At 71.1% G+C, this 25,600-nt stretch carries 23 protein-coding genes; 19 read left to right on the top strand and 4 right to left on the bottom strand.

Features of this window, described 5'->3' with window-relative positions:
- The first annotated feature begins 12 nt into the window (after positions 1-12).
- Positions 13-561: an HIT domain-containing protein gene (locus ACFZP7_RS07145; protein WP_029393167.1), complete on the top strand. Its 549-nt coding sequence runs from the start codon at positions 13-15 to the stop codon at positions 559-561.
- Between the two features lie 142 nt (positions 562-703).
- Here the strand turns inward: ACFZP7_RS07145 and ACFZP7_RS07140 are convergent, their stop codons facing one another.
- Both ACFZP7_RS07140 and ACFZP7_RS07135 read right to left on the bottom strand, forming a co-directional pair.
- On the bottom strand, positions 704-2,365 hold the full coding sequence (locus tag ACFZP7_RS07140) for a hypothetical protein (RefSeq protein ID WP_019325115.1): 1,662 nt from the start codon (positions 2,363-2,365) through the stop codon (positions 704-706).
- A gap of 251 nt (positions 2,366-2,616) precedes the next feature.
- Positions 2,617-4,815, bottom strand: coding sequence for an elongation factor G-like protein EF-G2 (locus tag ACFZP7_RS07135; RefSeq protein ID WP_385634089.1), 2,199 nt, complete (start codon positions 4,813-4,815; stop codon positions 2,617-2,619).
- A 206-nt stretch (positions 4,816-5,021) separates the two neighbouring features.
- On the opposite strand from ACFZP7_RS07135, the gene pgsA reads away from it, so the two are divergent.
- The 15 genes from pgsA (at position 5,022) to relA (ending at position 20,312) form a co-directional block, all read left to right on the top strand.
- Positions 5,022-5,747: a phosphatidylinositol phosphate synthase gene (gene pgsA, locus ACFZP7_RS07130; RefSeq protein ID WP_019325113.1), complete on the top strand. Its 726-nt coding sequence runs from the start codon at positions 5,022-5,024 to the stop codon at positions 5,745-5,747.
- Positions 5,744-6,673: a phosphatidylinositol mannoside acyltransferase gene (locus ACFZP7_RS07125; protein WP_192342274.1), complete on the top strand. Its 930-nt coding sequence runs from the start codon at positions 5,744-5,746 to the stop codon at positions 6,671-6,673. The genes pgsA and ACFZP7_RS07125 overlap by 4 nt, the downstream gene beginning before the upstream one ends.
- Positions 6,670-7,833 carry a glycosyltransferase family 4 protein gene (locus ACFZP7_RS07120; RefSeq protein WP_031016533.1) on the top strand — a complete coding sequence of 388 codons (1,164 nt, stop codon included), beginning with the start codon at positions 6,670-6,672 and terminating at the stop codon, positions 7,831-7,833. Before ACFZP7_RS07125 ends, ACFZP7_RS07120 begins: the two co-directional genes overlap by 4 nt.
- 64 nt (positions 7,834-7,897) lie before the next feature.
- On the top strand, positions 7,898-8,440 hold the full coding sequence (locus ACFZP7_RS07115) for a membrane protein (RefSeq protein WP_031016531.1): 543 nt from the start codon (positions 7,898-7,900) through the stop codon (positions 8,438-8,440).
- 159 nt (positions 8,441-8,599) lie between these two features.
- Positions 8,600-9,511 carry a pyridoxal 5'-phosphate synthase lyase subunit PdxS gene (pdxS, locus tag ACFZP7_RS07110; protein WP_019325109.1) on the top strand — a complete coding sequence of 304 codons (912 nt, stop codon included), beginning with the start codon at positions 8,600-8,602 and terminating at the stop codon, positions 9,509-9,511.
- A 12-nt stretch (positions 9,512-9,523) separates the two neighbouring features.
- The gene (pdxT, locus tag ACFZP7_RS07105) at positions 9,524-10,132 is read left to right on the top strand and encodes a pyridoxal 5'-phosphate synthase glutaminase subunit PdxT (protein WP_019325108.1); all 609 of its coding nucleotides are present in this window, start codon (positions 9,524-9,526) and stop codon (positions 10,130-10,132) included.
- Positions 10,133-10,179: 47 nt separating this feature from the next.
- Complete coding sequence (locus ACFZP7_RS07100) at positions 10,180-10,932, top strand: YebC/PmpR family DNA-binding transcriptional regulator (RefSeq protein WP_019325107.1); 753 nt, start codon at positions 10,180-10,182, stop codon at positions 10,930-10,932.
- A 104-nt stretch (positions 10,933-11,036) separates the two neighbouring features.
- The gene (gene ruvC, locus ACFZP7_RS07095) at positions 11,037-11,594 is read left to right on the top strand and encodes a crossover junction endodeoxyribonuclease RuvC (RefSeq protein ID WP_029393164.1); all 558 of its coding nucleotides are present in this window, start codon (positions 11,037-11,039) and stop codon (positions 11,592-11,594) included.
- A complete protein-coding gene (ruvA, locus tag ACFZP7_RS07090) occupies positions 11,591-12,196 on the top strand; it encodes a Holliday junction branch migration protein RuvA (RefSeq protein ID WP_031016528.1) in 606 nt (201 codons plus the stop codon). Before ruvC ends, ruvA begins: the two co-directional genes overlap by 4 nt.
- Positions 12,197-12,217: 21 nt before the next feature.
- Entirely contained in the window at positions 12,218-13,291 is a 1,074-nt protein-coding gene (gene ruvB / locus ACFZP7_RS07085) for a Holliday junction branch migration DNA helicase RuvB (RefSeq protein WP_019325104.1), read from the top strand.
- A 176-nt stretch (positions 13,292-13,467) separates the two neighbouring features.
- Positions 13,468-13,980: a preprotein translocase subunit YajC gene (yajC, locus tag ACFZP7_RS07080; protein WP_019325103.1), complete on the top strand. Its 513-nt coding sequence runs from the start codon at positions 13,468-13,470 to the stop codon at positions 13,978-13,980.
- Between the two features lie 133 nt (positions 13,981-14,113).
- Entirely contained in the window at positions 14,114-15,919 is a 1,806-nt protein-coding gene (secD, locus tag ACFZP7_RS07075) for a protein translocase subunit SecD (protein WP_162602071.1), read from the top strand.
- A 1-nt stretch (position 15,920) separates the two neighbouring features.
- A complete protein-coding gene (gene secF, locus ACFZP7_RS07070; RefSeq protein ID WP_019325101.1) occupies positions 15,921-17,051 on the top strand; it encodes a protein translocase subunit SecF in 1,131 nt (376 codons plus the stop codon).
- Positions 17,048-17,596 (top strand): adenine phosphoribosyltransferase, encoded by a 549-nt coding sequence (locus ACFZP7_RS07065; RefSeq protein ID WP_030973201.1) that lies wholly within the window; start codon positions 17,048-17,050, stop codon positions 17,594-17,596. The genes secF and ACFZP7_RS07065 overlap by 4 nt, the downstream gene beginning before the upstream one ends.
- 172 nt (positions 17,597-17,768) lie before the next feature.
- Positions 17,769-20,312 (top strand): GTP pyrophosphokinase, encoded by a 2,544-nt coding sequence (gene relA, locus ACFZP7_RS07060; RefSeq protein ID WP_030973200.1) that lies wholly within the window; start codon positions 17,769-17,771, stop codon positions 20,310-20,312.
- A gap of 66 nt (positions 20,313-20,378) precedes the next feature.
- Here relA and ACFZP7_RS07055 read toward each other — a convergent pair whose 3' ends face one another.
- Together ACFZP7_RS07055 and ACFZP7_RS07050 are read right to left on the bottom strand one after the other, a co-directional pair.
- Entirely contained in the window at positions 20,379-21,608 is a 1,230-nt protein-coding gene (locus tag ACFZP7_RS07055) for a DUF349 domain-containing protein (RefSeq protein WP_019325096.1), read from the bottom strand.
- Positions 21,609-21,743: 135 nt separating this feature from the next.
- Positions 21,744-22,568: a peptidylprolyl isomerase gene (locus tag ACFZP7_RS07050; protein ID WP_385634088.1), complete on the bottom strand. Its 825-nt coding sequence runs from the start codon at positions 22,566-22,568 to the stop codon at positions 21,744-21,746.
- Positions 22,569-22,751: 183 nt separating this feature from the next.
- Between ACFZP7_RS07050 and ACFZP7_RS07045 the strand changes: the two genes are divergently transcribed.
- The 3 genes from ACFZP7_RS07045 to ACFZP7_RS07035 all read left to right on the top strand — a co-directional run bounded on the left by ACFZP7_RS07045 (position 22,752) and on the right by ACFZP7_RS07035 (position 25,592).
- Positions 22,752-23,459, top strand: a complete 708-nt coding sequence (locus ACFZP7_RS07045; protein WP_029393163.1) for an MBL fold metallo-hydrolase — start codon at positions 22,752-22,754, stop codon at positions 23,457-23,459.
- A gap of 13 nt (positions 23,460-23,472) precedes the next feature.
- Positions 23,473-24,735: a histidine--tRNA ligase gene (gene hisS, locus ACFZP7_RS07040; RefSeq protein WP_019325093.1), complete on the top strand. Its 1,263-nt coding sequence runs from the start codon at positions 23,473-23,475 to the stop codon at positions 24,733-24,735.
- 194 nt (positions 24,736-24,929) lie between these two features.
- Positions 24,930-25,592 (top strand): vitamin K epoxide reductase family protein, encoded by a 663-nt coding sequence (locus ACFZP7_RS07035; RefSeq protein WP_062138359.1) that lies wholly within the window; start codon positions 24,930-24,932, stop codon positions 25,590-25,592.
- The last annotated feature ends 8 nt before the right edge of the window (positions 25,593-25,600 follow it).

The raw sequence follows: 25,600 nt of genomic DNA, 5'->3' as shown, positions 1-25,600 counted from the left end.
TATGCTGCACGCATGACGAGTGAGCCGGAGCAGCAGATCGGAGTGGGGACGCAGGACGCGTTCCAGCGCCTGTGGACGCCCCACCGGATGGCCTACATCCAGGGCGAGAACAAGCCGAGCGGCCCCGGCGCCGACGACGGCTGCCCCTTCTGCTCGATCCCGGCGAAGTCCGACGAGGACGGGCTGGTCGTCCGGCGCGGCGAGCACGTGTACGCGGTGCTCAACCTGTACCCGTACAACGGCGGCCACCTGATGACCGTGCCGTACCGCCATGTCGCCGACTACACCGAGCTGACCGGCGTGGAGACCGCGGAGCTGGCCGAGCTGACCAAGCAGGCGATGACGGCGCTGCGCACCGCCTCCGGCGCCCACGGCTTCAACATCGGCATGAACCAGGGCTCGGTGGCCGGCGCGGGCATCGCCGCCCACCTCCACCAGCACATCGTGCCCCGCTGGGGCGGCGACACCAACTTCATGCCGGTCGTCGGCCACACCAAGGTGCTGCCCCAGCTGCTGGGGGACACCCGCAAGATGCTCGCGGAGGCGTGGCCGACGGCCTGACGACGGCCCCGGCCCGCGTGCGCGGGCGAGACCGTCCGGTCCGGGCCCGCGTTCGCGGGGCGAGACCGTCCGGTCCGCGGCGGGGCCCGGGGGCGAGCCCCCGGCGGCGGTCACGCCGACCTCCCGCGCGACCGCCGGAGGTCTACGCGTTGTACAGGTCGGCCTTCCCGGGCGTCGGGTCCTGAACAGCCGTGCTCAGGAACGCCGACCTCGTCCCGAACTTCTCCGTGTCCACGCCGTTCTCCTCCAGCACCCGGATCGCCGCCGAGTGCACCACCCGCAGCACCGGCGCCGCCGCCCGCAGCGCGTCGTCGGCCATGAAGCGGTGCCGCCACGGCTGATCCGCCCACGCGTGCCGCAGACCGAACGGCTCGGGCAGCGCGATCGTGCCGCCCAGCCAGTTCAGCAGCGGGGGATACCAGGTGAGCGGCGCGCGGACGGCGAGCCGCACCACCTCGTTGGCGGTGACCAGCGGGAGCATCACCTTGCGGGTCTCCCACGGCTTGAACGACTTGGCGACCTCCTTGGACGGCGCCTCCGGCTTGGTGGTGAACAGCGAGTTCACCGGACCCAGGGCGTGACCGGTGACCTCGATGCGCAGCGTCTCGTGGAGCACGGTCACCGTGATCAGCATGGTGATGACCAGCTGACCGTCCCACAGCGTCCACTGGACGCCCAGATAGTGCCGGTCACCGGCGCCGAACTGCTGCTTGTTGCAGATGTCCTGTATCGCGTGCGACTTGACCTGGTACGCCTCGACGTCCGTGCCCTCCGGACGGGACACCGCCTTGGCGTTCTCCCCGATCGGGGTGACGATCCAGTGCCGTATGGAGGGCTTGGTGAAGCCGCCCGTGTTCAGCGGGCCCCGCTCCAGCATGCGCAACTGGTCGTGGACGGCCTTCACCACGTCCCAGCTGCGGAAGGGATGGATCTCCCGGGTGGGGTCGGCGGGCACCAGATTCTCGGCGAGCTGCCAGCTGCCCCAGCGGGTGCCCATCCCGAGTATGCCCTTGGGGCCGGCGTAGAAGACGGAGTTGGACTGCTGCTCGGCGCCGAGCTTGGCCAGGGACTGGCGCAGTTGCTCGGCCGCGGTCTCGCCCGGATTGCTGGGCACCGCCTCCGGGACCTTGGCGCCCACGCCGCTGCCCGACAGCAGGCCGTCCCAGCGCTCCCGCAGGTCCTTCGCGGTGCTCTCGCAGATCCGCTTGGCCCAGAACCACCCGACGACCGGCATCAGGACCGCCGCCCGCGCGTACCAGGCCCAGAAGCCCGAGAAGGGCATCTTGACGAGGAACAGCACGGCCAGCGCGGCGATCGCCACCAGCACGGCGGTGCCCAGCGCCCCGGCCTGCTTGTTCTCCGCCTTGGCGACGGTGGTGCGGATCTGGAAGCCGAGCAGCCACACCAGCGTGCCCGGCAGGAACAGCAGCCCGCACACCACACTGATCATGGTCAGCTTGTTGTCGCGGGCCTTGCGGATGCCGTTGGCCGCGAGGCAGTGCTCGACGACGACCTGCGGCTCGGCGCCGAAGGACTGGATGAGGGGCTTGCGGCCGCTGCCGAGCATCCGGTCGGCCACCGCGCGGGAGAACGCCTCACCGAGGTTGGGCCGGAAGATCGTGGCCCAGGAGCGGCCCGGGTTGACCGTCGTCTGGTGCCACTCGTTGTCGGCCTTCTTGATCTCCTCCACCGGATTGTCCCGGTAGGCGGCCGAGGCCAGCGCGAACGTGGCCGTCTGCCCGCCGTCGTCCGTACGCGGCACCTGCGGTCCGAAGAAGTCCGCGTAACCGCCGTCAACGGTCATTCCCGCCCCCGATCGCCACCACTGTCGCTCCTGCGGCCTTCCCGACTTCCCTGCCCCGCACACCTGTTGATCAGGTCATCAGCGTATCCGCAGCCGCCGACGGGCGTCACCGGACGGGCAAAGGCGCCCCCGCACGCGCGGGTCGGCGCACGGGCGCGCCCTCGTGCGCCGGGGGGAGCGTGCCCGGTGCGGGGCCCGGCACGGGAGCCGGCGCCAGGCTCCCGCCCCGGCTCCCGCCGTTGCCCGCGGCACTACGAGGCGGCGCGCAGCTCCTCCCGCAGGCGCTCCGCGACCTGCTGCGGCATCGGTTCGTGCCGTGCGTAGCGGCGGTCGAAACGCGCGGTGCCGTGCGAGAGGGAGCGCAGGTCCACCGCGTACCGTTCGATCTCCATCTCCGGCACCTCGGCCCGGATCAGGGTCCGTCCGCCGCTGGTCTGCTCGGTGCCGAGCACCTTGCCGCGCCGCCCCGACAGGTCGCTCATCACGGTGCCCACGTAGTCGTCGCCGACCAGGACGCTCACCTCGGCGACCGGCTCCAGCAGGTGGATCTTCGCCTCGGCGGCCGCCTCCCGCAGCGCCAGCGCGCCCGCCGTCTGGAACGCGGCGTCGGAGGAGTCCACCGAGTGCGCCTTGCCGTCCAGCAGCGTCACCCGCACGTCGATCAGCGGATGCCCGGCGGCGACGCCCTTGGCGGCCTGCGCGCGCACGCCCTTCTCGACGGAGGGGATGAACTGCCGGGGCACGGCGCCGCCGACCACCTTGTCCACGAACTCGATGCCCGAGCCGCCTGGCAGCGGCTCCACCTCGATCTCGCAGATGGCGTACTGCCCGTGCCCGCCGGACTGCTTGACGTGCCGCCCCCGCCCGGCCGCCTTGCCGCCGAACGTCTCCCGCAGCGACACCCGGTGGGGCACGACGTCGACCTGGACGCCGTAGCGGCTGCGCAGTCGCTCCAGGGCCACGTCGGCGTGGGCCTCGCCCAGGCACCACAGGACCACCTGGTGGGTGTCCTGGTTCTGTTCCAGGCGCATCGTCGGGTCCTCGGCGACCAGTCGCGCCAGGCCCTGGGAGAGCTTGTCCTCGTCGGGTTTGCTGTGCGCCTGGATGGCGAGCGGCAGCAGCGGGTCGGGCATGTCCCACGGGGCCATCAGCAGCGGGTCGTCCTTGGCCGAGATGGTGTCCCCGGTCTCCGCGCGGCTCAGCTTGGCCACGCACGCCAGGTCGCCCGCGATCACGTGCGAGACCGGCCGCTGCTGCTTGCCGAACGGCGTCGACAGGGCGCCGATCCGCTCGTCGACGTCGTGGTCCTCGTGGCCCCGGTCGGCCAGTCCGTGCCCGGAGACGTGCACCGTCTGGTCGGCGCTCAGGGTGCCGGAGAACACGCGGATCAGCGAGATCCGCCCCACGTACGGGTCGGAGGACGTCTTGACGACCTCCGCGACCAGCGACTCGTCCGGGTCGCACATCCGCAGCTCGCGCGGCGCGCCGTCGGGCGTGGTGACCCGGGGCGCCGCGCGCTCCAGGGGCGTGGGGAAGCCCCGGGTGATCAGCTCCAGCAGCTCGACCGTGCCGAGCCCCTGCCGGGCCCCCTCGGCGGCGGGGGCGGCGGCCAGGACGGGGAAGAACACCCCGCGCGCCACGGCCCGTTCCAGGTCCTCGACGAGTGTCTTGACGTCGACCTGCTCGCCGCCGAGATAGCGCTCCATGAGGGTCTCGTCCTCGCTCTCCGAGATGATCCCCTCGATCAGCAGGGAGCGCGCCTCGTCGAGCCGCGGCAGCTGGTCCTCGCCCGGTTCGGACTCCACGCGCTCGCCCGAGGCGTAGTCGAACAGCTTCCGTGACAGCAGCCCCACCAGCCCCGTCACGGGCGCGTGTCCGTCGGGCGCCTGCGGGCCGTGCAACGGCAGGTACAGCGGCAGCACGGCGTCGGGATCGTCCCCGCCGAAGGCGTCCGCGCAGATCCGCGTCATCTCCTCGAAGTCCGCGCGGGCGGCCTCCAGGTGCGTGACCACGAGGGCGCGGGGCATCCCGACGGCGGCGCACTCCTCCCACAGCATCCGGGTCGAGCCGTCCACCCCGTCGGCGGCGGAGACGACGAAGAGGGCCGCGTCCGCCGCGCGCAGACCGGCCCTCAGCTCGCCGACGAAGTCGGCGTACCCGGGGGTGTCCAGGAGGTTGACCTTGATGCCGTCCCATTCGACCGGCACCAGGGAGAGCTGTACGGAGCGCTGCTGCCGGTGCTCCATCTCGTCGTAGTCCGAGACGCAGCCGCCGTCCTCGACGCGGCCCGCCCGGTTCAGTGCCCCCGCCGTCAGCGCGAGGGCTTCCACCAACGTGGTCTTGCCCGCTCCGGAGTGGCCGACCAGCACCACATTCCGTACGGACGTGGGACGGTCGGCCGCCGATGCCCTTCCGGCGGCTCCGGGGTGGGTGTGTGCCTTGTCGCCCATGTCCTTGCCTCCCGTGCACGGTGAGGTCGTGTGGGCGCGGACACGCGGGACCGCGTGCACTGGCGGCTCCGGCGACGCCCGCGGTCCTTCGAGCTTTCCACTCCCGTCACGCCCCGTCCATACGAACGACCCGATCCCGCCGTCCGCCCGCCGCCCACCAGCGGGTCCGGGTGCCCGTCCGTCGCACGGGCGCGTGCGTGACTACGATGGGCCAGCCGGTGGCCAGCAGGGGCCGCGCGGCCACACCGACCGTCGGGAAGGCCATGCTGAACAAGTACGCGCGTGCATTTTTTACGCGTGTCCTCACACCGTTCGCCGCGTTTCTCATCCGCCGGGGCGTCAGCCCGGACACGGTCACGCTGATCGGCACCGCGGGTGTGGTCGCGGGGGCGCTGGTCTTCTACCCCATGGGCGAGTTCTTCTGGGGCACGGTCGTGATCACGCTCTTCGTCTTCTCCGACCTGGTCGACGGCAACATGGCGCGCCAGCTCGGCCGCTCCAGCCGCTGGGGGGCCTTCCTGGACTCCACGCTGGACCGGGTCGCCGACGGCGCGATCTTCGGCGGCTTCGCCCTCTGGTACGCGGGAGCCGGTGACGACGACGTCCTGTGCGCCGTGTCGATCTTCTGCCTGGCCAGCGGCCAGGTGGTGTCGTACACCAAGGCGCGCGGCGAGTCGATCGGCCTGCCGGTCGCGGTCAACGGCCTGGTCGAGCGGGCCGAGCGCCTGGTCGTCTCGCTGGTCGCCGCCGGGTTCGCGGGCCTGCACAAGTTCGGTGTGCCCGGCATCCAGTACCTGCTGCCCGTCGCCCTGTGGATCGTCGCCGTCGGCAGCCTGGTCACGCTGGTCCAGCGCGTCGTCACGGTCCGCCGCGAGGCCGCCGAGGCCGACGCCGCCGCGCAGGACAGCCAGGGCACCGAGGCGGCGAAGTGAGCGCTCGGGACCGGCTGGCCGACGCCCTGTACGGCGCCGGCTGGAGCACCGTCAAGAAGCTGCCCGAGCCGGTCGCCGTGCGCCTCGGCCGCACCATCGCGGACGCCGCCTGGAAGCAGCGCGGCACGGGTGTGCGGCGGCTGGAGAGCAATTACGCGCGCGTGGTGCCGGAGGCGGGCCCCGAGCGCCTGGCCGCGCTCTCCCGCGCGGGCATGCGGTCCTACCTGCGCTACTGGATGGAGTCCTTCCGCCTCCCGGCGTGGAGCACCGAGCGGATCGCGGCGGGCTTCGTCCCCAAGGACCTGCACCACCTCACCGAGGGCATGGACGCGGGCAGGGGCGTGATCCTCGCCCTCCCGCACCTGGCCAACTGGGACCTCGCCGGCGCCTGGGTCACCACCAAGCTCGGCATCCCCTTCACGACGGTCGCCGAGCGCCTCAAGCCGGAGACCCTGTACGACCGCTTCGTCGCCTACCGCGAGGGACTCGGCATGGAGGTCCTGCCGCACAGCGGCGGCACCGCCTTCGGCACGCTGGCCCGGCGGCTGCGCGACGGCGGCCTGGTCTGCCTGGTCGCCGACCGCGACCTGTCCGCCTCCGGCGTGGAGGTCGACTTCTTCGGCGAGACGGCCCGCATGCCGGCCGGCCCCGCCCTGCTCGCCCAGCAGACCGGCGCCCGGCTGCTGCCCGTGACGCTCTGGTACGACGACTCGCCCGTGATGCGGGGCCGGGTGCATCCGCCGGTCGAGATTCCCGAGTCAGGTACCCGGGCCGAGAAGACGTCTGTCATGACACAGGCGCTGGCCGACGCCTTCGCCACGGGAATCGCCGAGCACCCGGAGGACTGGCACATGCTGCAGCGCTTGTGGCTCAAGGATCTCGACCCGGCCAAGGCGCCCGGGGCGCGGGAGCGGGGCGACCGGTGAGGATCGGCATCGTCTGCCCGTACTCCTGGGACGTGCCGGGCGGCGTCCAGTTCCACATCCGGGACCTCGCCGAGTACTTCATCCGCCTCGGCCACGAGGTGTCCGTCCTCGCCCCGGCCGACGACGACACCCCGCTGCCCCCGTACGTCGTCTCGGCCGGCCGCGCGGTGCCGGTGCCGTACAACGGGTCGGTCGCCCGCCTCAACTTCGGCTTCCTGTCGGCGGCCCGGGTGCGGCGCTGGCTGCACGACGGCGCCTTCGACGTCATCCACATCCACGAACCGACCTCGCCCTCGCTCGGCCTGCTCACCTGCTGGGCGGCGCAGGGCCCGATCGTGGCCACCTTCCACACGTCCAACCCGCGCTCCCGCGCGATGATCGCCGCGTACTCGATCCTCCAGGCGGCGCTGGAGAAGATCAGCGCCCGGATCGCGGTGAGCGAGTACGCCCGCCGCACCCTCGTCGAGCACCTCGGCGGGGACGCCGTCGTCATCCCCAACGGCGTGGACGTCGGCTTCTTCGCCGACGCCGAGCCGAGGCCCGAGTGGCAGGGGGACACCATCGGCTTCGTCGGGCGCATCGACGAGCCCCGCAAGGGGCTGCCGGTGCTGATGCGGGCCCTGCCGAAGATCCTCGCCGCCCGCCCGCGGGCCCGGCTGCTGGTCGCCGGTCGCGGCGACGAGAAGGAGGCGGTGGCGTCCCTGCCCGCCGAGCTGCGCTCCCGCGTGGAGTTCCTCGGCATGGTCAGCGACGAGGACAAGGCCCGCCTGCTGCGCAGCGTCGACCTCTACGTCGCCCCCAACACCGGCGGTGAGAGCTTCGGCATCATCCTCGTCGAGGCCATGTCGGCGGGCGCCCCCGTACTCGCCTCCGACCTGGACGCCTTCGCCCAGGTCCTCGACCAGGGGGCGGCCGGCGAACTGTTCCCCAACGAGGACGCCGACGCGCTCGCCGACGCCGCCGTACGGCTCCTGGGGGACGCGGAGCGCCGGGAGGCGCTGAGGGAGCGGGGCAGCGCCCATGTACGGCGCTTCGACTGGTCCACCGTCGGCGCGGACATCCTCTCCGTCTACGAGACGGTGACGGCGGGCGCGGCGGCCGTGGCGACGGACGACCGGGCGACGGGGCTGCGGGCCCGCTTCGGGCTGGCGAGGGACTGAGCGCGGGGGCTCCGGCGGGGCTCGGGACACCCGGCCCGGCCGCGGTTGACTAGGGTTGCGGCCCGTGACCGCAACTCTCATCTGGATCCTGGTCGTCCTCGTCGCCGTCGGCCTGTACCTGAGCTGGACGGCGGGCCGGCTGGACCGCCTGCACGCCCGGATCGACGCCGCCCGCGCCGCCCTGGACGCGCAACTGCTGCGCCGGGCCTCGGTGGCCCAGGAACTGGCCACCTCCGGTGTCCTCGACCCGGCCGCCTCCATCGTCCTGTACGAGGCCGCGCACGCCGCCCGGCAGGCGGAGGAGGAGCAGCGCGAGGTCGCCGAGAGCGAGCTGAGCCAGGCCCTGAGGGCGGTGTTCGCCGAGCCGCAGCAGGTGGACGCCCTGCGCGAGGCGCCCGGGGGAGAGGAGGCGGCCAACGAACTGGCCGAGGCCGTGCGGCGCGTCCCGATGGCCCGGCGCTTCCACAACGACGCCGTGGGAGCGGCCCGCCGACTGCGCGAGCACCGCAAGGTCCGCTGGTTCCGCCTCGCCGGACACGCCCCGTTCCCGCTCGCCTTCGAGATGGACGACGAGTCGCCGGCCGCCCTGGTCGAGCGGGCCGCGTAGCCGGGGGGCGTCGCCCCGGGGCGGGGGCGTTGCGGGGTGGCGCGGTGCGTTCCGAAGGCGAAAACGATCCACCGCCTTCCCATTGGCCCTTGCTGTGGCCTGGTCGCCTCGCGTTTCCTCGTTGCTGCAGAGACTCCCTTCCCCCTCAGCGAGGTACCCGTGTCCAGCACGCTCTCCGAAAACCAGGCCCCCGAGACCGGCACCGCCCGCGTGAAGCGCGGCATGGCCGAGCAGCTCAAGGGCGGCGTGATCATGGACGTCGTCACGCCCGAGCAGGCGAAGATCGCCGAGGACGCGGGCGCCGTCGCCGTCATGGCCCTGGAGCGCGTCCCCGCCGACATCCGCAAGGACGGCGGCGTGGCCCGCATGTCCGACCCGGACATGATCGAGGGCATCATCGAGGCGGTCTCCATCCCCGTGATGGCCAAGTCCCGCATCGGCCACTTCGTCGAGGCCCAGGTCCTGCAGTCCCTCGGCGTCGACTACATCGACGAGTCCGAGGTCCTCACCCCGGCCGACGAGGTCAACCACTCCGACAAGTGGGCCTTCACCACCCCCTTCGTCTGCGGCGCCACCAACCTCGGCGAGGCCCTGCGCCGCATCGCCGAGGGCGCCGCGATGATCCGCTCCAAGGGCGAGGCCGGCACCGGCAACGTCGTCGAGGCCGTCCGCCACCTGCGTCAGATCAAGAACGAGATCGCCCGGCTGCGCGGATACGACAACAACGAGCTGTACGCCGCCGCCAAGGAGCTGCGCGCCCCGTACGAGCTGGTCAAGGAGGTCTCCGAGCTGGGCAAGCTGCCGGTGGTCCTCTTCTCCGCCGGCGGTGTCGCCACCCCGGCCGACGCCGCCCTGATGCGCCAGCTCGGCGCCGAGGGCGTCTTCGTCGGCTCCGGCATCTTCAAGTCCGGCGACCCGGCCAAGCGCGCCGCCGCCATCGTGAAGGCGACCACCTTCTACGACGACCCGAAGATCGTCGCGGACGCCTCCCGCAACCTCGGCGAGGCCATGGTCGGCATCAACTGCGACACCCTGCCCGAGACCGAGCGCTACGCCAACCGCGGCTGGTAAGGCACCGATCCCATGAGTGACACCCCCGTCATCGGCGTCCTGGCCCTCCAGGGCGACGTGCGGGAGCACCTCGTCGCCCTGGCCGCGGCCGACGCCGTGGCCAGGCCGGTGAGGCGCCCCGAAGAACTCGCCGAGGTCGACGGCCTGGTCGTGCCCGGCGGCGAGTCCACCACCATCTCCAAGCTGGCCGTCCTCTTCGGAGTGATGGAACCCCTCCGCGCGCGCGTGCGGGACGGCATGCCGGTCTACGGCACCTGCGCCGGCATGATCATGCTGGCCGACAAGATCCTCGACCCGCGCTCCGGGCAGGAGACGGTCGGCGGCATCGACATGATCGTGCGCCGCAACGCCTTCGGACGGCAGAACGAGTCCTTCGAGGCGGCCGTCGACGTCGAGGGCGTCGGGGGCGGACCCGTCGAGGGCGTGTTCATCCGCGCCCCCTGGGTGGAGTCCGTGGGCGCCTCGGTCGAGGTCCTCGCCGAGCACGACGGCCACATCGTCGCCGTCCGCCAGGGCAACGCGCTGGCCACGTCGTTCCACCCGGAGCTGACCGGCGACCACCGTGTGCACCGCCTCTTCGCCGACATGGTGCGCGCGAACGGGGCCGCGGAGTCCTTGTAGGATTCCTGCGTTCGTACAAAGACGGGTTACGCGAAGGAGACAGGCAGATGTCCGGCCACTCTAAATGGGCCACGACGAAGCACAAGAAGGCCGTCATCGATGCCAAGCGCGGCAAGCTCTTCGCGAAGCTGATCAAGAACATCGAAGTCGCGGCCCGCATGGGCGGTGCCGACGTCGACGGCAACCCGACGCTGTACGACGCCATCCAGAAGGCGAAGAAGCAGTCGGTCCCGAACAAGAACATCGACTCCGCGGTCAAGCGCGGCGCCGGCCTCGAAGCCGGTGGCGCCGACTACGAGACGATCATGTACGAGGGTTACGGTCCGAACGGCGTCGCGGTGCTCATCGAGTGCCTCACCGACAACCGCAACCGCGCCGCCTCCGACGTCCGCGTCGCCATGACCCGCAACGGCGGCTCCATGGCCGACCCCGGTTCGGTGTCGTACCTGTTCAACCGCAAGGGCGTCGTGATCGTGCCCAAGGGCGAGCTGTCCGAGGACGACGTCCTCGCCGCCGTCCTGGACGCGGGCGCCGAGGAGGTCAACGACCTCGGTGAGACCTTCGAGGTGCTCAGCGAGGCCACCGACCTGGTCGCCGTCCGCACCGCGCTCCAGGACGCCGGCATCGACTACGAGTCCGCCGACGCCAACTTCGTCCCGACCATGCAGGTCGAGCTGGACGAGGAGGGCGCCCGGAAGATCTTCAAGCTGATCGACGCCCTCGAGGACAGCGACGACGTGCAGAACGTCTTCGCCAACTTTGACGTGAGCGACGAGATCATGGAGAAGGTGGACGCGTAACGCGCGCACTGGCTCGGCGGGCCGACGGGACACACCCCGTCGGCCCGCCGCTTTGTCAGTGCCACCCGATAGCCTGCACAAACAGGTGATCGATGGGAGGGGCAGTGCGCGTACTGGGGGTGGACCCAGGACTGACCCGCTGCGGCGTCGGGGTCGTCGAGGGCGTCGCGGGCAGACCGCTCACCATGGTCGGTGTCGGCGTCGTCCGCACCCCGGCCGACGCCGACCTCGGGCACCGCCTCGTCGCCGTGGAGCAGGGCATCGAGCAGTGGCTCGACGAGCACCGGCCGGAGTTCGTCGCCGTGGAGCGCGTCTTCAGCCAGCACAACGTCCGCACGGTCATGGGCACCGCCCAGGCCAGTGCCGTCGCGATCCTGTGCGCTTCCCGCCGGGGCATCCCCGTCGCCCTGCACACGCCGAGCGAGGTCAAGGCCGCCGTCACCGGCAGCGGCCGCGCGGACAAGGCCCAGGTCGGCGCCATGGTCACCCGTCTGCTGCGGCTCGCCGCGCCCCCCAAGCCGGCCGACGCCGCCGACGCCCTCGCCCTCGCCATCTGCCACATCTGGCGCGCCCCCGCGCAGAACCGGCTCCAGCAGGCCGTGGCCCTGCACGCGTCCCGTGCTCCCCGCACCCCGCACGTCCCGAAAGGCCGTACGACATGATCGCCTTCGTCAGCGGCACCGTCGCCGCCCTCGCCCCCGACGCCGCGGTGGTCGAGGTCGGCGGCGTCGGCATGGCCGTCCAGTGCACGCCGAACACGCTCTCCGCGCTCCGCCTGGGCAAGCCCGCCAAGCTCGCCACCTCCCTCGTCGTGCGCGAGGACTCGCTCACGCTGTACGGCTTCGCCGACGACGACGAGCGCCAGGTCTTCGAGCTGCTCCAGACCGCGAGCGGCGTGGGACCCCGCCTGGCGCAGGCGATGCTCGCCGTGCACAGCCCGGACGCGCTGCGCCGGGCCGTGTCGACCGGTGACGAGAAGGCGCTGACCGCCGTCCCCGGCATCGGCAAGAAGGGCGCCCAGAAGCTGCTGCTGGAGCTGAAGGACCGCCTCGGCGAACCGGTCGGCGCCCCCGCCGTCGGCGCCCCGGTCACCACCGGCTGGCGCGACCAGCTGCACGCCGCCCTGATCGGCCTCGGGTACGCGACCCGCGAGGCCGACGAGGCCGTCACCGCCGTGACGCCCCAGGCCGAGGCGGCCGAGGGCACACCCCAGGTGGGACAGCTGCTGAAGGCGGCCCTGCAGACGCTCAACCGCGCCCGATAGCCGGCTAGGAGACCTGACACAGTGAACTGGGACGACGACACGACCGGCACCGACGCCTCCGAGCGGCTGGTGGGCCCGGCCGCCGACGGCGAGGACCAGGCCGTAGAAGCCGCCCTGCGCCCCAAGGACCTCGGCGAGTTCATCGGCCAGGAGAAGGTCCGCGAACAGCTCGACCTCGTGCTGCGCGCCGCCCGTGCGCGCGGGGCGACCGCCGACCACGTCCTGCTCTCGGGCGCCCCGGGCCTTGGCAAGACCACGTTGTCCATGATCATCGCGGCCGAGATGGGCGCCCCCATCCGCATCACCTCCGGCCCCGCCATCCAGCACGCCGGCGATCTCGCGGCGATCCTCTCCTCCCTCCAGGAGGGAGAGGTCCTCTTCCTCGACGAGATCCACCGCATGTCGCGGCCCGCCGAGGAGATGCTCTACATGGCGATGGAGGACTTCCGCGTCGACGTCATCGTCGGCAAGGGACCCGGCGCCACCGCCATCCCCCTGGAGCTGCCCCCGTTCACCCTGGTCGGCGCCACCACACGCGCGGGTCTGCTGCCGCCCCCGCTGCGCGACCGCTTCGGCTTCACCGCGCACATGGAGTTCTACGGCCCGAAGGAACTCGAGCGCGTCGTCCACCGCTCCGCCGGCCTGCTCGACGTCGACATCGACCCGGCCGGCGCCGCCGAGATCGCCGGCCGCTCCCGCGGCACCCCCCGCATCGCCAACCGCCTGCTGCGCCGGGTCCGCGACTACGCCCAGGTCAAGGCCGACGGCCTGATCACCCAGGAGATCGCCGCCGCCGCCCTCGCGGTCTACGAGGTCGACGCCCGGGGCCTGGACCGGCTGGACCGGGCCGTGCTGGAGGCGCTGCTCAAGCTGTTCGGCGGCGGCCCGGTCGGCCTGTCCACGCTCGCCGTCGCCGTGGGGGAGGAGCGTGAGACAGTGGAAGAGGTCGCCGAACCGTTCCTCGTAAGGGAGGGCCTGCTGGCCCGCACCCCGCGCGGACGGGTGGCGACCCCGGCGGCCTGGGCGCACCTGGGCCTCACCCCGCCGCGGGCGCAGGGTTCCGGAAACGGACAACAGGACTTGTTCGGGACGTGACGGCACCGTCACGAAGAGGACATTCGCCGGAGCAGGAACCCCGGTGCCATGCTGAGCGTTGTTCCATGCGCGCGGACTCGCTTAGACTCCGCCGATGCCGCCCTTGTCGGCGGCGTACACACCCCCAACCATCAGGCCGCTCACCAATTGCGGTCGTGTGAAGGAAGTACCGACCCGTGAGTCTCGTGACCCTCCTCCCGTTCATCGTGCTCATCGGGGCCATGTTCCTGATGACCCGGTCGGCGAAGAAGAAGCAGCAGCAGGCCGTCGACATGCGGAACCAGATGCAGCCCGGTTCCGGCGTCCGCACCATCGGGGGCATGTACGCCACGGTCAAGGAGGTCAACGACGACACGGTCCTCCTCGACGCCGGCCCGGGTGTGGAGCTGCTCTTCGCCAAGAACTCCATCGGTGCCGTCCTCTCCGACGACGAGTACAACCGCATCGTCCACGGCATCGAGCACGACCTGAAGTCCGACGCCGACATCGTCCCGGACGATGCCTCCTCCCTCACCGGGACCGACGCCTCCGCCGACGACGCTGCCGCCTCCGGCGACAAGTCCGTCGACCTCGGCAAGAAGGACGCCGACGACGCGCCGGCCGACGCGCCGGTGGCCGACGCCGCGCCCGCCGAGGCCAAGACGGACGAGCAGGCGAAGAAGTCCGACGGCGGTTCCGAGGCGAAGTAAGCCGTGCCCCGGGGTGCGCGGACCGTTCCCGCGCACCCCGTGCTGTGCGCGGCTCGCACGGATCCCGACACCATGTGATGGCCGCCGGTGACGCCTACCCGGCGCGACGCGGCCCGAGAGGGAGTACGCAAAGGTGGTAGCACCTAAAAAGGGAAAGAATGCGAGCGCTCAGAGTAAGCCCGGGCGCTCGCTGGCCCTGATTCTGATCGCCATCGTGGCGCTCACCGGAGGCATGTTCGCCTCCGGACACACGACTCCGCGTCTCGGTATCGACCTCGCCGGCGGCACGAGCATCACGCTCCGTGCGGTTCCGGAGGAGGGCCAGGAGTCCGCGATCAACAAGACCAACATGGACACCGCGGTCGAGATCATGGAACGCCGTGTCAATGGTCTTGGTGTTTCCGAAGCCGAGGTCCAGACCCAGGGCGACCGGAACATCATCGTCAACATCCCCAAGGGGACGAACTCCAAGGAAGCCCGGGAGCAGGTCGGCACCACCGCCAAGCTCTACTTCCGCCCGGTCGTGGCGACCGAGCTGTCCGGCGCCGGAGCGACCGGCAGCCCCTCGCCGAGCGCCACCGGCAACGCCTCCGGCGAGCCGACGGACAAGGCCACGGACGGCGCCGCCGACCAGGACAAGGCCACCGACGGCGAGAAGGCGAGCGGTTCCCCGTCCGGCTCCGCCTCGGCGAGCGCCACCACCCAGGGCCGCGCCGCGAGCGACGCCCTGAAGGCCGACCCCAGCCCCTCCGGCTCCGGCAAGGCGTCCGACGGCGCCTCCCCGTCCCCGAGCGCCAGCGCCTCCGGCGACGACGCGACCGCCGCGCTGCAGCAGCAGTACGCGGCCCTGGACTGCACCGACGAGGCGGCCCGCGCCAAGGCGGGCGACGGCTCCAAGCAGGACGAGTCGATGGTCGCCTGCGGCCAGAACTCGCAGGGCCAGTGGCAGAAGTACATCCTCGGCCCCGCGGCGGTCGACGGCACGGACGTCGACGAGGCCGAGGCCGTCTACAACACGCAGACCGCCGCCGGCTGGACCGTGACCATGAAGTTCACGGACGAGGGCGGCAAGAAGTTCGCCGACATCACCGGCAAGCTCGCCCAGAACCAGTCTCCGCAGAACCAGTTCGCCATCGTCCTGGACAACGAGGTCGTCTCCGACCCGTACGTCAGCCAGGCACTCACCGGCGGCAGCGCGGAGATCTCCGGCAACTTCGACCAGGAAGAGGCCCAGGCCCTCGCCAACATGCTCTCCTACGGTGCTCTGCCGCTGACCTTCAAGGAGGACAGCGTCACCACCGTCACCGCCGCGCTCGGCGGTGAGCAGCTCAAGGCCGGCCTGATCGCCGGTGCGATCGGCCTCGCCCTGGTCGTCATCTACCTGCTCGTGTACTACCGGGGTCTGTCGTTCATCGCCGTCGCCTCGCTGCTGGTCTCCGCGGGTCTGACGTACGTGATCATGTCGCTGCTCGGCCCGACCATCGGCTTCGCGCTGAACCTGCCGGCCGTGTGCGGCGCCATCGTCGCGATCGGCATCACGGCGGACTCGTTCATCGTCTACTTCGAACGCGTCCGCGACGAGATCCGGGAGGGCCGCTCGCTGCGCCCCGCCGTCGAGCGGGCCTGGCCGCGCGCCCGGCGCACCATCCTGGTCTCCGACTTCGTGTCCTTCCTCGCCGCCGCGGTGCTCTTCGTCGTCACCGTCGGCAAGGTGCAGGGCTTCGCGTTCACGCTCGGTCTGACCACGCTGCTCGACGTCGTGGTGGTGTTCTTCTTCACCAAGCCGCTGCTGACCCTGATGGCCCGGCGCAAGTTCTTCTCCAGCGGCCACAAGTGGTCCGGCCTCGACCCGAAGAGCCTGGGCGCCAAGCCGCCGCTGCGCCGCACCCGCCGTCCCGCGCGCCCCGTCGCCGGCCCCGTCGACCCGAAGGAGGCGTGAGATGGGAAAGCTCGGCACCCTCGGCGCCCGGTTGCACCACGGCGAGGTCGGCTACGACTTCGTCAAGAACCGCAAGCTCTGGTACGGCATCTCGATCCTCATCACCATCACGGCCATCGTCGGCCTGGCGGTGCGCGGCCTGCACATGGGCATCGAGTTCCAGGGCGGCGCGGTCTTCACCACCCCGAAGAACATGAGCGCCTCGGTCTCCCAGGCCGAGACGTACGCGGAAGAGGCCTCCGGCCACGACGCGATCGTCCAGAAGCTCGGTGACGGCAGCCTGCGCATCCAGATCTCGGGCACCGACACCGCGGCCTCGGACCAGATCAAGGAAGACCTCTCCAAGGACCTCGACGTCCCGGCGGAGAAGATCAACGCCGACCTCGTGGGCCCCAGCTGGGGTGACCAGATCGCCAACAAGGCGTGGCAGGGGCTCGGGATCTTCATGGTCCTGGTGGTGATCTACCTGGCGATCGCGTTCGAGTGGCGCATGGCGCTCGCCGCGTTCGTCGCCCTGGTCCACGACATCACCATCACGGTCGGCATCTACGCCCTCGTGGGCTTCGAGGTCACCCCGGGCACGGTGATCGGTCTGCTCACCATCCTCGGTTACTCGCTGTACGACACGGTCGTCGTCTTCGACAGCCTCAAGGAACAGACCAGAGACATCACCAAACAGACCCGCTGGACCTACGCCGAGATCGCCAACAGGTCGATCAACAGCACCCTGGTCCGCTCCATCAACACCACGGTGGTCGCGCTGCTGCCGGTGGGCGGCCTGCTGTTCATCGGCGGCGGTGTCCTCGGGGCGGGCATGCTCAACGACATCTCCCTGTCGCTGTTCGTCGGCCTCGCGGCCGGTGCCTACTCGTCGATCTTCATCGCCACGCCGCTCGTCGCCGACCTCAAGGAGGCCGAGCCGCAGATGAAGGCCCTCAAGAAGCGCGTCCTCGCCAAGCGCGCCCAGGCCGCCGCCAAGGGCGAGCCGGTGGAGTCCGAGACCGGCGACGAGCAGTACGCCGACGACGAGGCGGACGAGCCCGACGACACGGCAGCCGCCGTCGTCGGCCCCCGCAACCAGCCCGCGTCCCGCACCCGGGGCCGCGGCCGACCCTCGGGGAAGCGCCGATGACCGAGACGACCGACATCACGGAGCTGCTGCTCAGCCGCATCCGCGACGTGGCCGACTACCCGGAGCCCGGCGTGATGTTCAAGGACATCACCCCGCTCCTGGCGGACCCCGAGGCCTTCGCCGTGCTCACCGACGCGCTCGCCGAGGTGGCCCGGGCGACCGGCGCCACCAAGGTCGTCGGTCTGGAGGCCCGCGGCTTCATCCTGGGCGCCCCCGTCGCCCTGCGGGCCGGCCTGGGCTTCATCCCCGTGCGCAAGGCCGGCAAGCTCCCCGGAGCCACCCTGAGCCAGGCGTACGACCTGGAGTACGGCTCCGCCGAGATCGAGGTGCACGCCGAGGACCTGACCGCGGGCGACCGCGTCCTGGTCGTCGACGACGTCCTCGCCACCGGCGGCACCGCCGAGGCGTCCCTGGAGCTGATCCGGCGCGCCGGTGCCGAGGTGGCCGGCCTGGCCGTCCTGATGGAGCTGGGCTTCCTCGGCGGCCGGGCGCGCCTGGAGCCGGCTCTCGCCGGGGCGCCGCTGAAGGCGCTGCTCACGGTCTGAGCACACGCACCGCACACCTGGGGCGGGCCCGGAGGAATCCGGCGCCCGCCCCAGGCGTTCCACGGGTTGACGGCCCTCACATCGGCCTGAAGGCGGTCCTCGGGGGCAGGATCGCTACCATGGGGACTCCGGAGCCTGACCGGGGGACCCGGATCGCGCACGAGGAGTCCTCTTGCCAGACGAGGCCCAGCCACTGACCGCCGCAAAGCCCGAGTCCGCCTCGGCGCCCGCGGCGAAGCCCGCGCCGAGCACGCCCCAGGCGAAGAACGACACCCGCGGGCCGATCCAGCACGCCCCGGCCGCGCCCGTCGACAAGCCGGCCGAGCAGCAGCCGCGTCCCAAGCCGATGCCGCCCGAGCGCGAGCGCAACGCGCCCGTGGTCCGCACCCCCGCCGGGCAGCCCGCCCGCTCCGGCTCCTCCAACCGCGTCCGCGCCCGCCTCGCCCGCCTCGGCGTCCAGCGCGCCAACCCGTACAACCCGGTCCTGGAGCCCCTGCTGCGGATAGTGCGCAGCAACGACCCCAAGATCGAGACGGCGACGCTGCGCCAGATCGAGCGCGCCTACCAGGTCGCCGAACGCTGGCACCGCGGCCAGAAGCGCAAGAGCGGCGACCCGTACATCACGCACCCGCTCGCCGTCACCACCATCCTCGCCGAGCTGGGCATGGACCCGGCCACCCTCATGGCCGGCCTGCTGCACGACACGGTCGAGGACACCGAGTACGGCCTGGAGGACCTGCGCCGCGACTTCGGCGACGTGGTCACCCTGCTCGTCGACGGCGTCACCAAGCTCGACAAGGTCAAGTTCGGCGAGGCCGCGCAGGCCGAGACCGTGCGCAAGATGGTCGTCGCCATGGCCAAGGACCCCCGCGTCCTGGTCATCAAGCTCGCCGACCGCCTGCACAACATGCGCACCATGCGCTACCTCAAGCGCGAGAAGCAGGAGAAGAAGGCGCGCGAGACCCTGGAGATCTACGCGCCGCTCGCCCACCGCCTGGGCATGAACACCATCAAGTGGGAGCTGGAGGACCTCGCCTTCGCGATCCTCTACCCCAAGATGTACGACGAGATCGTCCGCCTGGTCGCCGAGCGCGCCCCCAAGCGCGACGAGTACCTGGCGATCGTCACCGACGAGGTCCAGCAGGACCTGCGCGCGGCCCGCATCAAGGCGACCGTCACCGGACGCCCCAAGCACTACTACAGCGTCTACCAGAAGATGATCGTCCGCGGCCGGGACTTCGCGGAGATCTACGACCTGGTGGGCATCCGCGTCCTGGTGGACACCGTCCGCGACTGCTACGCGGCGCTCGGCACGGTCCACGCCCGCTGGAACCCGGTTCCGGGGCGGTTCAAGGACTACATCGCGATGCCCAAGTTCAACATGTACCAGTCGCTGCACACGACGGTCATCGGGCCCAACGGCAAGCCGGTCGAGCTGCAGATCCGCACCTTCGACATGCACCGCCGCGCGGAGTACGGCATCGCCGCGCACTGGAAGTACAAGCAGGAGGCCGTCGCCGGCGCCTCCAAGGTCCGCTCCGACGCGCCCAAGTCGTCCGGCAAGGGCAAGGACGACCACCTCAACGACATGGCGTGGCTGCGCCAGCTGCTGGACTGGCAGAAGGAGACCGAGGACCCCGGCGAGTTCCTGGAGTCCCTGCGCTTCGACCTCTCCCGCAACGAGGTCTTCGTCTTCACGCCCAAGGGCGACGTCATAGCGCTCCCGGCCGGGGCCACCCCCGTGGACTTCGCCTACGCGGTCCACACCGAGGTCGGCCACCGGACCATAGGGGCACGGGTCAACGGCCGTCTGGTCCCGCTGGAGTCCACCCTCGACAACGGCGATCTGGTGGAGGTCTTCACCTCCAAGGCGGCCGGGGCGGGCCCCTCCCGCGACTGGCTGGGCTTCGTCAAGTCACCGCGCGCCCGCAACAAGATCCGTGCCTGGTTCTCCAAGGAGCGCCGCGACGAGGCCATCGAGCAGGGCAAGGACGCCATCGTCCGCGCCATGCGCAAGCAGAACCTGCCGATCCAGCGCATCCTGACCGGCGACTCCCTGGTCACCCTGGCGCACGAGATGCGCTACTCCGACATCTCCGCGCTGTACGCGGCGATCGGCGAGGGCCACGTCTCCGCGCAGAACATCGTGCAGAAGCTGGTCCAGGCGCTCGGCGGCGAGGAGGCGGCCACCGAGGAGATCGACGAGTCGGTCCCGCCGGCTCGCGGTCGCGGTCGCAAGCGCCGCACCAGCGCCGACCCGGGTGTCGTCGTCAAGGGCGTCGAGGACGTGTGGGTCAAGCTGGCCCGCTGCTGCACGCCCGTCCCGGGCGACCCGATCATCGGCTTCGTCACCCGCGGCAGCGGCGTCTCCGTCCACCGCAGCGACTGCGTGAACGTGGACTCGCTCTCCCGGGAGCCCGAGCGCATCCTCGAGGTCGAGTGGGCGCCCACCCAGTCCTCGGTCTTCCTGGTCGCCATCCAGGTCGAGGCCCTGGACCGCTCCCGGCTCCTGTCGGACGTCACCCGGGTGCTGTCCGACCAGCACGTCAACATCCTCTCCGCGGCCGTCCAGACCTCCCGCGACCGCGTCGCCACCTCCCGCTTCACCTTCGAGATGGGCGACCCCAAGCACCTGGGCCACGTCCTGAAGGCCGTACGGGGTGTGGAGGGCGTCTACGACGTGTACCGGGTCACATCGGCGCGCAGGCCGTCGTAGGCCGCGACGGACACGGCAGAGGGGCTTCCGTACGCGTCGTACGGAAGCCCCTCGCTCGTGAGCCCGTCAGCCGCCGAACTCGTGCAGCCCCTTCAGCGCCTGGTCCAGCAGCGCCTGCCGGCCCTCCAGCTCACGCTCCAGCTTGTCGGCCTTCGCGTTGTTGCCCTGGGCGCGGGCCTGCTCGATCTGGCCCTTCAGCTTGTCGACGGCCGCCTGGAGCTGGCCGGTCAGGCCCTCGGCACGCGCGCGTGCCTCCGGGTTCGTCCGGCGCCACTCGGCCTCCTCGGCCTCCTGCAGCGCCCGCTCCACCGCGTGCATCCGGCCCTCGACCTTGGGCCGGGCGTCGCGCGGCACGTGGCCGATGGCCTCCCAGCGCTCGTTCACCGAGCGGAACGCGGCCCGGGCCGCCTTCAGGTCGGTGACCGGCAGGAGCTTCTCGGCCTCCTCGGCCAGCTCCTCCTTGAGCTTGAGGTTCTCCGCCTGCTCGGCGTCGCGCTCGGCGAAGACCGAGCTGCGGGCGGCGAAGAACACGTCCTGGGCGCCGCGGAAGCGGTTCCACAGGTCGTCCTCGTGCTCCCGCTGCGCGCGGCCCGCCGCCTTCCACTCGGACATCAGGTCGCGGTAGCGGGCGGCCGTCGGCCCCCAGTCCGTCGAGTTCGACAGGGCCTCGGCCTCGGCGACCAGCCGTTCCTTGGTCCGGCGGGCCTCCTCGCGCTGGGCGTCCAGCTGGGCGAAGTGCTGCTTGCGCCGCTTGGAGAACGCCGACCGGGCGTGCGAGAAGCGGTGCCACAGCTCGTCGTCGGACTTGCGGTCCAGCCGCGGCAGACCCTTCCAGGTGTCCACCAGGGACCGCAGCCGCTCACCGGCCGAACGCCACTGGTCGGACCGGGCCAGCTCCTCGGCCTCGGCGACCAGCGCCTCCTTGGCGGAGCGCGCCTCGTCGGACTGCTTGGCCCGCTGGGCCTTGCGCTCCTCGCGGCGCTTCTCCACCAGCGAGACGAGCTTGTCCAGCCGGGCCCGCAGCGCGTCCAGGTCGCCCACCGCGTGGTGAGCGTCGACCTGCTCCCGCAGGTGGTCGATGGCCGTCTGGGCGTCCTTCGCCGACAGGTCGGTGGTCTTCACGCGCTTCTCGAGGAGGCCGATCTCCACAACCAGGCCTTCGTACTTGCGCTCGAAATAGGCCAGCGCCTCCTCGGGGGAGCCCGCCTGCCAGGAACCGACGACCTGCTCGCCGTCGGCCGTACGCACGTACACGGTCCCCGTCTCGTCGACGCGGCCCCACGGGTCGCTGCTCACAGCGCCTCCTCCACATGATGCCTGCGGAGGGCTTCGCTACCCCCGGGCATCGTCCACAGTTTCGTCACGGCCAACATAGGCGACCGGCGGGGGGCCTGTCCGCATCCCGCGCGACCGAACTTTCGCTGATGAGGGTCAGGATTTCGCGACGGTGGCCTTGTCGATCACGACCGTCGCGTTGGGCGCCCCGTCGCCCGCGCCGGTGCTCTCGCCCGCGGCGGCGATCTTCTTCAGCACCGTCATGCCCTCGTCCGAGATGGTGCCGAACGGCGTGTAGCTGGGCGGCAGCGGACTGTTCTGGTACACGAGGAAGAACTGGCTGCCGCCGGAGTTCGGCTGGCCGGTGTTGGCCATCGCCACCGTGCCCGCCGGGTACATGTTGTCCTTGAGGCTCTTGTCCTTCAGGTTCTCGTCCGGGATGTTGTAGCCCGGGCCGCCGTTGCCCTGGCCCGTCGGGTCGCCGCACTGCAGCACGAAGATCCCGTTGGTGGTCAGCCGGTGGCACTTGGTGTGGTCGAAGAAGCCCTTGCCCGCCAGGAAGTCGAACGAGTTGACGGTGTGCGGAGCCGCCTCGGCCTTCAGCGCGATGTCGATGTCGCCGCAGGTCGTCTCCAGCTTCATCGTGTACTTCGCCGACTTGTCGACGGTCATCGCAGGTTCCTTCTCCCAGGTCTGCGTCTTGACCTTGCCGTCGGCCGGCTTGTCGCACGGGTCCGGGGCCTTGCTCGGCGCCGACGCGCTCGGGGTGACCTCCGCGCCCGCGTTCGTCTTGCTGTCGTCGTCCTTCAGGACCACGCCGGTCGTGTACAGCGCGACGCTGCCGATCAGAATCACGCCGAGCACCGACGCGATCGCGGCGTTGCGCATGCGCGCCTTGCGCCGCGCGGACGTGCGCCGCTGCTGCTGCCGCAAGAACTTCTCCCGGGCGAGCTGACGCCGCCGCTGCTCCTGGCTGACCACCGGGTTCTCTCCTCAAGCGTCTTCGTGTGCCGACCGGTACGCGTGGGTGCGATGAGCCGACCGTGGGCGTGTAGCCCCGTACCGTATATGGGTTCGCTGAGGAAACGGCACCGCCGGTAGGCTCTGACCATGGGCGCGACCCGTTCGCAAGCCCACCCGTACCGACACAAACGAAGGACGATCGTGCTCATTGCCGGGTTCCCCGCCGGAGCCTGGGGGACGAACTGTTATCTCGTCGCCCCGGCCGCCGGTGAGGAGTGCGTGATCATCGACCCGGGCCACCAGGCGGCCCCCGGCGTCGAGGAAGCGATCCAGAAGCATCGGCTCAAGCCCGTCGCCGTCGTCCTCACCCACGGTCACATCGACCACGTGGCCTCCGTCGTCCCGGTGTGCGGCGCGCACGACGTGCCCGCCTGGATCCACCCCGAGGACCGCTACATGATGAGCGACCCCGAGAAGGGGATCGGCCGCAGCATCGGCATGCCGCTCATGGGCGAGCTGACCGTGGGGGAGCCGGACGACGTCAGGACCCTGACCGACGGCGCGAAGCTGGACCTGGCGGGCATGGAGCTGACCGTCGCGCACGCACCGGGCCATACCAAGGGGTCGGTGACCTTCGGCCTGCCCGAGGCGGCGGACATCCCGCCGATCCTCTTCTCGGGCGACCTGCTGTTCGCCGGCTCCATCGGGCGCACCGACATGCCGGGCGGCTCCATGGACGACATGCTCGAGTCCCTGGCCCGCGTGGTGCTGCCGCTCGACGACCCGACCGTGGTGCTGTCCGGCCACGGCCCCCAGACCACCATCGGCCAGGAGCGCGCCACCAACCCGTATCTGCGGCAGGTGGCCTCCGGCCAGGGAGCCCCCGGGGCTCCCCGACGAGGAATGTGACGAGAGACCTTCCGTGAGCACCTTCAAGGCCCCCAAGGGCACGTACGACCTGCTGCCGCCCGACTCCGCCAAGTTCCTGGCGGTCCGCGAGGCCATCGCCGCCCCGCTGCGCAACTCCGGCTACGGCTACATCGAGACGCCCGGTTTCGAGAACGTCGAGCTGTTCGCGCGCGGCGTCGGCGAGTCGACCGACATCGTCACCAAGGAGATGTACGTCTTCGAGACCAAGGGCGGCGACCGCCTCGCCCTGCGCCCGGAGACCACCGCCCCCGTGCTGCGCGCCGTCCTGGAGGCCAACCTGCACAAGGCGGGCAACCTGCCGGTCAAGGTCTGGTACTCCGGCTCGCAGTACCGCTACGAGCGCCCCCAGAAGGGCCGATACCGTCACTTTTCCCAGGTCGGCGCCGAGGCCATCGGTGCCGAGGACCCGGCACTCGACGCCGAACTGATCATCCTCGCCGACCAGTCGTACCGCGCGCTCGGCCTGCGGGACTTCCGCATCCTGCTCAACTCCCTGGGCGACAAGGAGTGCCGCCCCGTCTACCGCGCCGCGCTCCAGGACTTCCTGCGCGGTCTGGACCTGGACGAGGAGACGCTGCGCCGCGCGGAGATCAACCCGCTGCGCGTCCTGGACGACAAGCGTCCGGAGGTCCAGAAGCAGCTCACCGACGCCCCGCTGCTGCGCGACTACCTGTGCGACGCCTGCAAGGCGTACCACGAGGAGGTCCGCGAGCTGATCACGGCGGCCGGCGTGGTCTTCGAGGACGACCCGAAGCTGGTGCGCGGCCTGGACTACTACACCCGCACCACCTTCGAGTTCGTCCACGACGGCCTCGGCTCCCAGTCCGCGGTCGGCGGCGGCGGACGCTACGACGGCCTGTCCGAGATGATCGGCGGTCCCGCGCTGCCCTCCGTCGGCTGGGCCCTCGGCGTCGACCGCACGGTCCTCGCCCTGGAGGCGGAGGGCATCGAACTGGACATCCCCTCCACCACCTCCGTCTTCGCCGTCCCGCTCGGCGAGGAGGCCCGCCGGGTGCTGTTCGCCAAGGTCACCGAGTTGCGCAAGAACGGCGTCGCCGCCGACTTCTCCTACGGCGGCAAGGGCCTGAAGGCCGCGATGAAGGCCGCCAACCGCTCCGGCGCCCGCTACGCCCTGGTCCTCGGGGAGCGCGACCTCGCCGAGGGCGTCGTCCAGCTCAAGGACATGGAGTCCGGCGAGCAGACGGCGATCGGGGTCAACGAGATCGTCGCGGAGCTGGAGTCGCGGCTCGGCTAGCACGGCGACACCCCCCAGGGGCACGCGCATTCGCTCGTACGTGCCCCTGGGGAACGGGTGGTGGTCGGAACGCACCGCTCAGGAGTGAGCGCCGATCCGTTCATAGGTTCATCGAACGGTGGTCATACAGGTCCGTGCGGCACAATGGCCCCTGCCAGAAGCAGGACCGGCCCTCCAGTGACGGAATCGGCGTGATGAGCAAGACGACAGTGAAGGACGTCTCCACCGTGGCAGAGTCCGCGCCGGACCCCAGCACCCGCACCCCGCGCGCCGAGGGCGGCAGCCGCGCCCTCGCGCTGCTGCTGGTGATCACGGGCGCGGCCGGTCTGCTCGCCGCCTGGGTCATCACGATCGACAAGCAGAAGATCCTCGAGGCCAAGATCGCCGGCACCACGTTCACGCCCGGCTGCAGCCTCAACCCGGTCGTCTCCTGCGGCAACATCATGGAGAGCGACCAGGCGTCCGTCTTCGGCTTCCCCAACCCGATGCTCGGTCTCGTCGCCTACGGCATGGTCGTCTGCGTCGGCATGAGCCTGCTGGGCCGCGCCCGCTTCCCGCGCTGGTACTGGCTCACCTTCAACGCCGGCACCCTCTTCGGCGTGGGCTTCTGCACCTGGCTGCAGTTCCAGTCCCTGTACCGGATCAACTCGCTGTGCCTGTGGTGCTGCCTGGCCTGGGTCGCGACCATCATCATGTTCTGGTACGTGACGTCCTTCAACGTCCGCAAGGGCTTCCTGCCCGCGCCGGGCTGGCTCAAGAGCTTCTTCGGCGAGTTCACCTGGGTCCTGCCGGTGCTGCACATCGGCATCATCGGCATGATGATCCTGACCCGCTGGTGGGACTTCTGGATCAGCTGACGGGCCGG

This window comes from Streptomyces sp. SudanB5_2050, from assembly GCF_964272335.1.
GTDB classification, from domain to species: domain Bacteria; phylum Actinomycetota; class Actinomycetes; order Streptomycetales; family Streptomycetaceae; genus Streptomyces; species Streptomyces rochei.
The sequence above is the reverse complement of the archived record's forward strand: the minus strand, read 5'-3'. Positions and strand labels throughout refer to the sequence as shown.

Bases quoted from the DNA above. Each gene is read 5' to 3' on its own strand.
- ACFZP7_RS07145 (WP_029393167.1), top strand. From the start codon at position 13: ATGACGAGTGAGCCGGAGCAGCAGATCGGAGTGGGGACGCAGGACGCG.
- secF (WP_019325101.1), top strand. From the start codon at position 15,921: ATGGGAAAGCTCGGCACCCTCGGCGCCCGGTTGCACCACGGCGAGGTC.
- ruvA (WP_031016528.1), top strand. From the start codon at position 11,591: ATGATCGCCTTCGTCAGCGGCACCGTCGCCGCCCTCGCCCCCGACGCC.
- ACFZP7_RS07100 (WP_019325107.1), top strand. From the start codon at position 10,180: ATGTCCGGCCACTCTAAATGGGCCACGACGAAGCACAAGAAGGCCGTC.
- ACFZP7_RS07035 (WP_062138359.1), top strand. From the start codon at position 24,930: ATGAGCAAGACGACAGTGAAGGACGTCTCCACCGTGGCAGAGTCCGCG.
- pgsA (WP_019325113.1), top strand. From the start codon at position 5,022: ATGGGCCAGCCGGTGGCCAGCAGGGGCCGCGCGGCCACACCGACCGTC.
- ACFZP7_RS07135 (WP_385634089.1), bottom strand. From the start codon at position 4,815: ATGGGCGACAAGGCACACACCCACCCCGGAGCCGCCGGAAGGGCATCG.
- pdxT (WP_019325108.1), top strand. From the start codon at position 9,524: ATGAGTGACACCCCCGTCATCGGCGTCCTGGCCCTCCAGGGCGACGTG.
- ACFZP7_RS07140 (WP_019325115.1), bottom strand. From the start codon at position 2,365: ATGACCGTTGACGGCGGTTACGCGGACTTCTTCGGACCGCAGGTGCCG.
- ACFZP7_RS07065 (WP_030973201.1), top strand. From the start codon at position 17,048: ATGACCGAGACGACCGACATCACGGAGCTGCTGCTCAGCCGCATCCGC.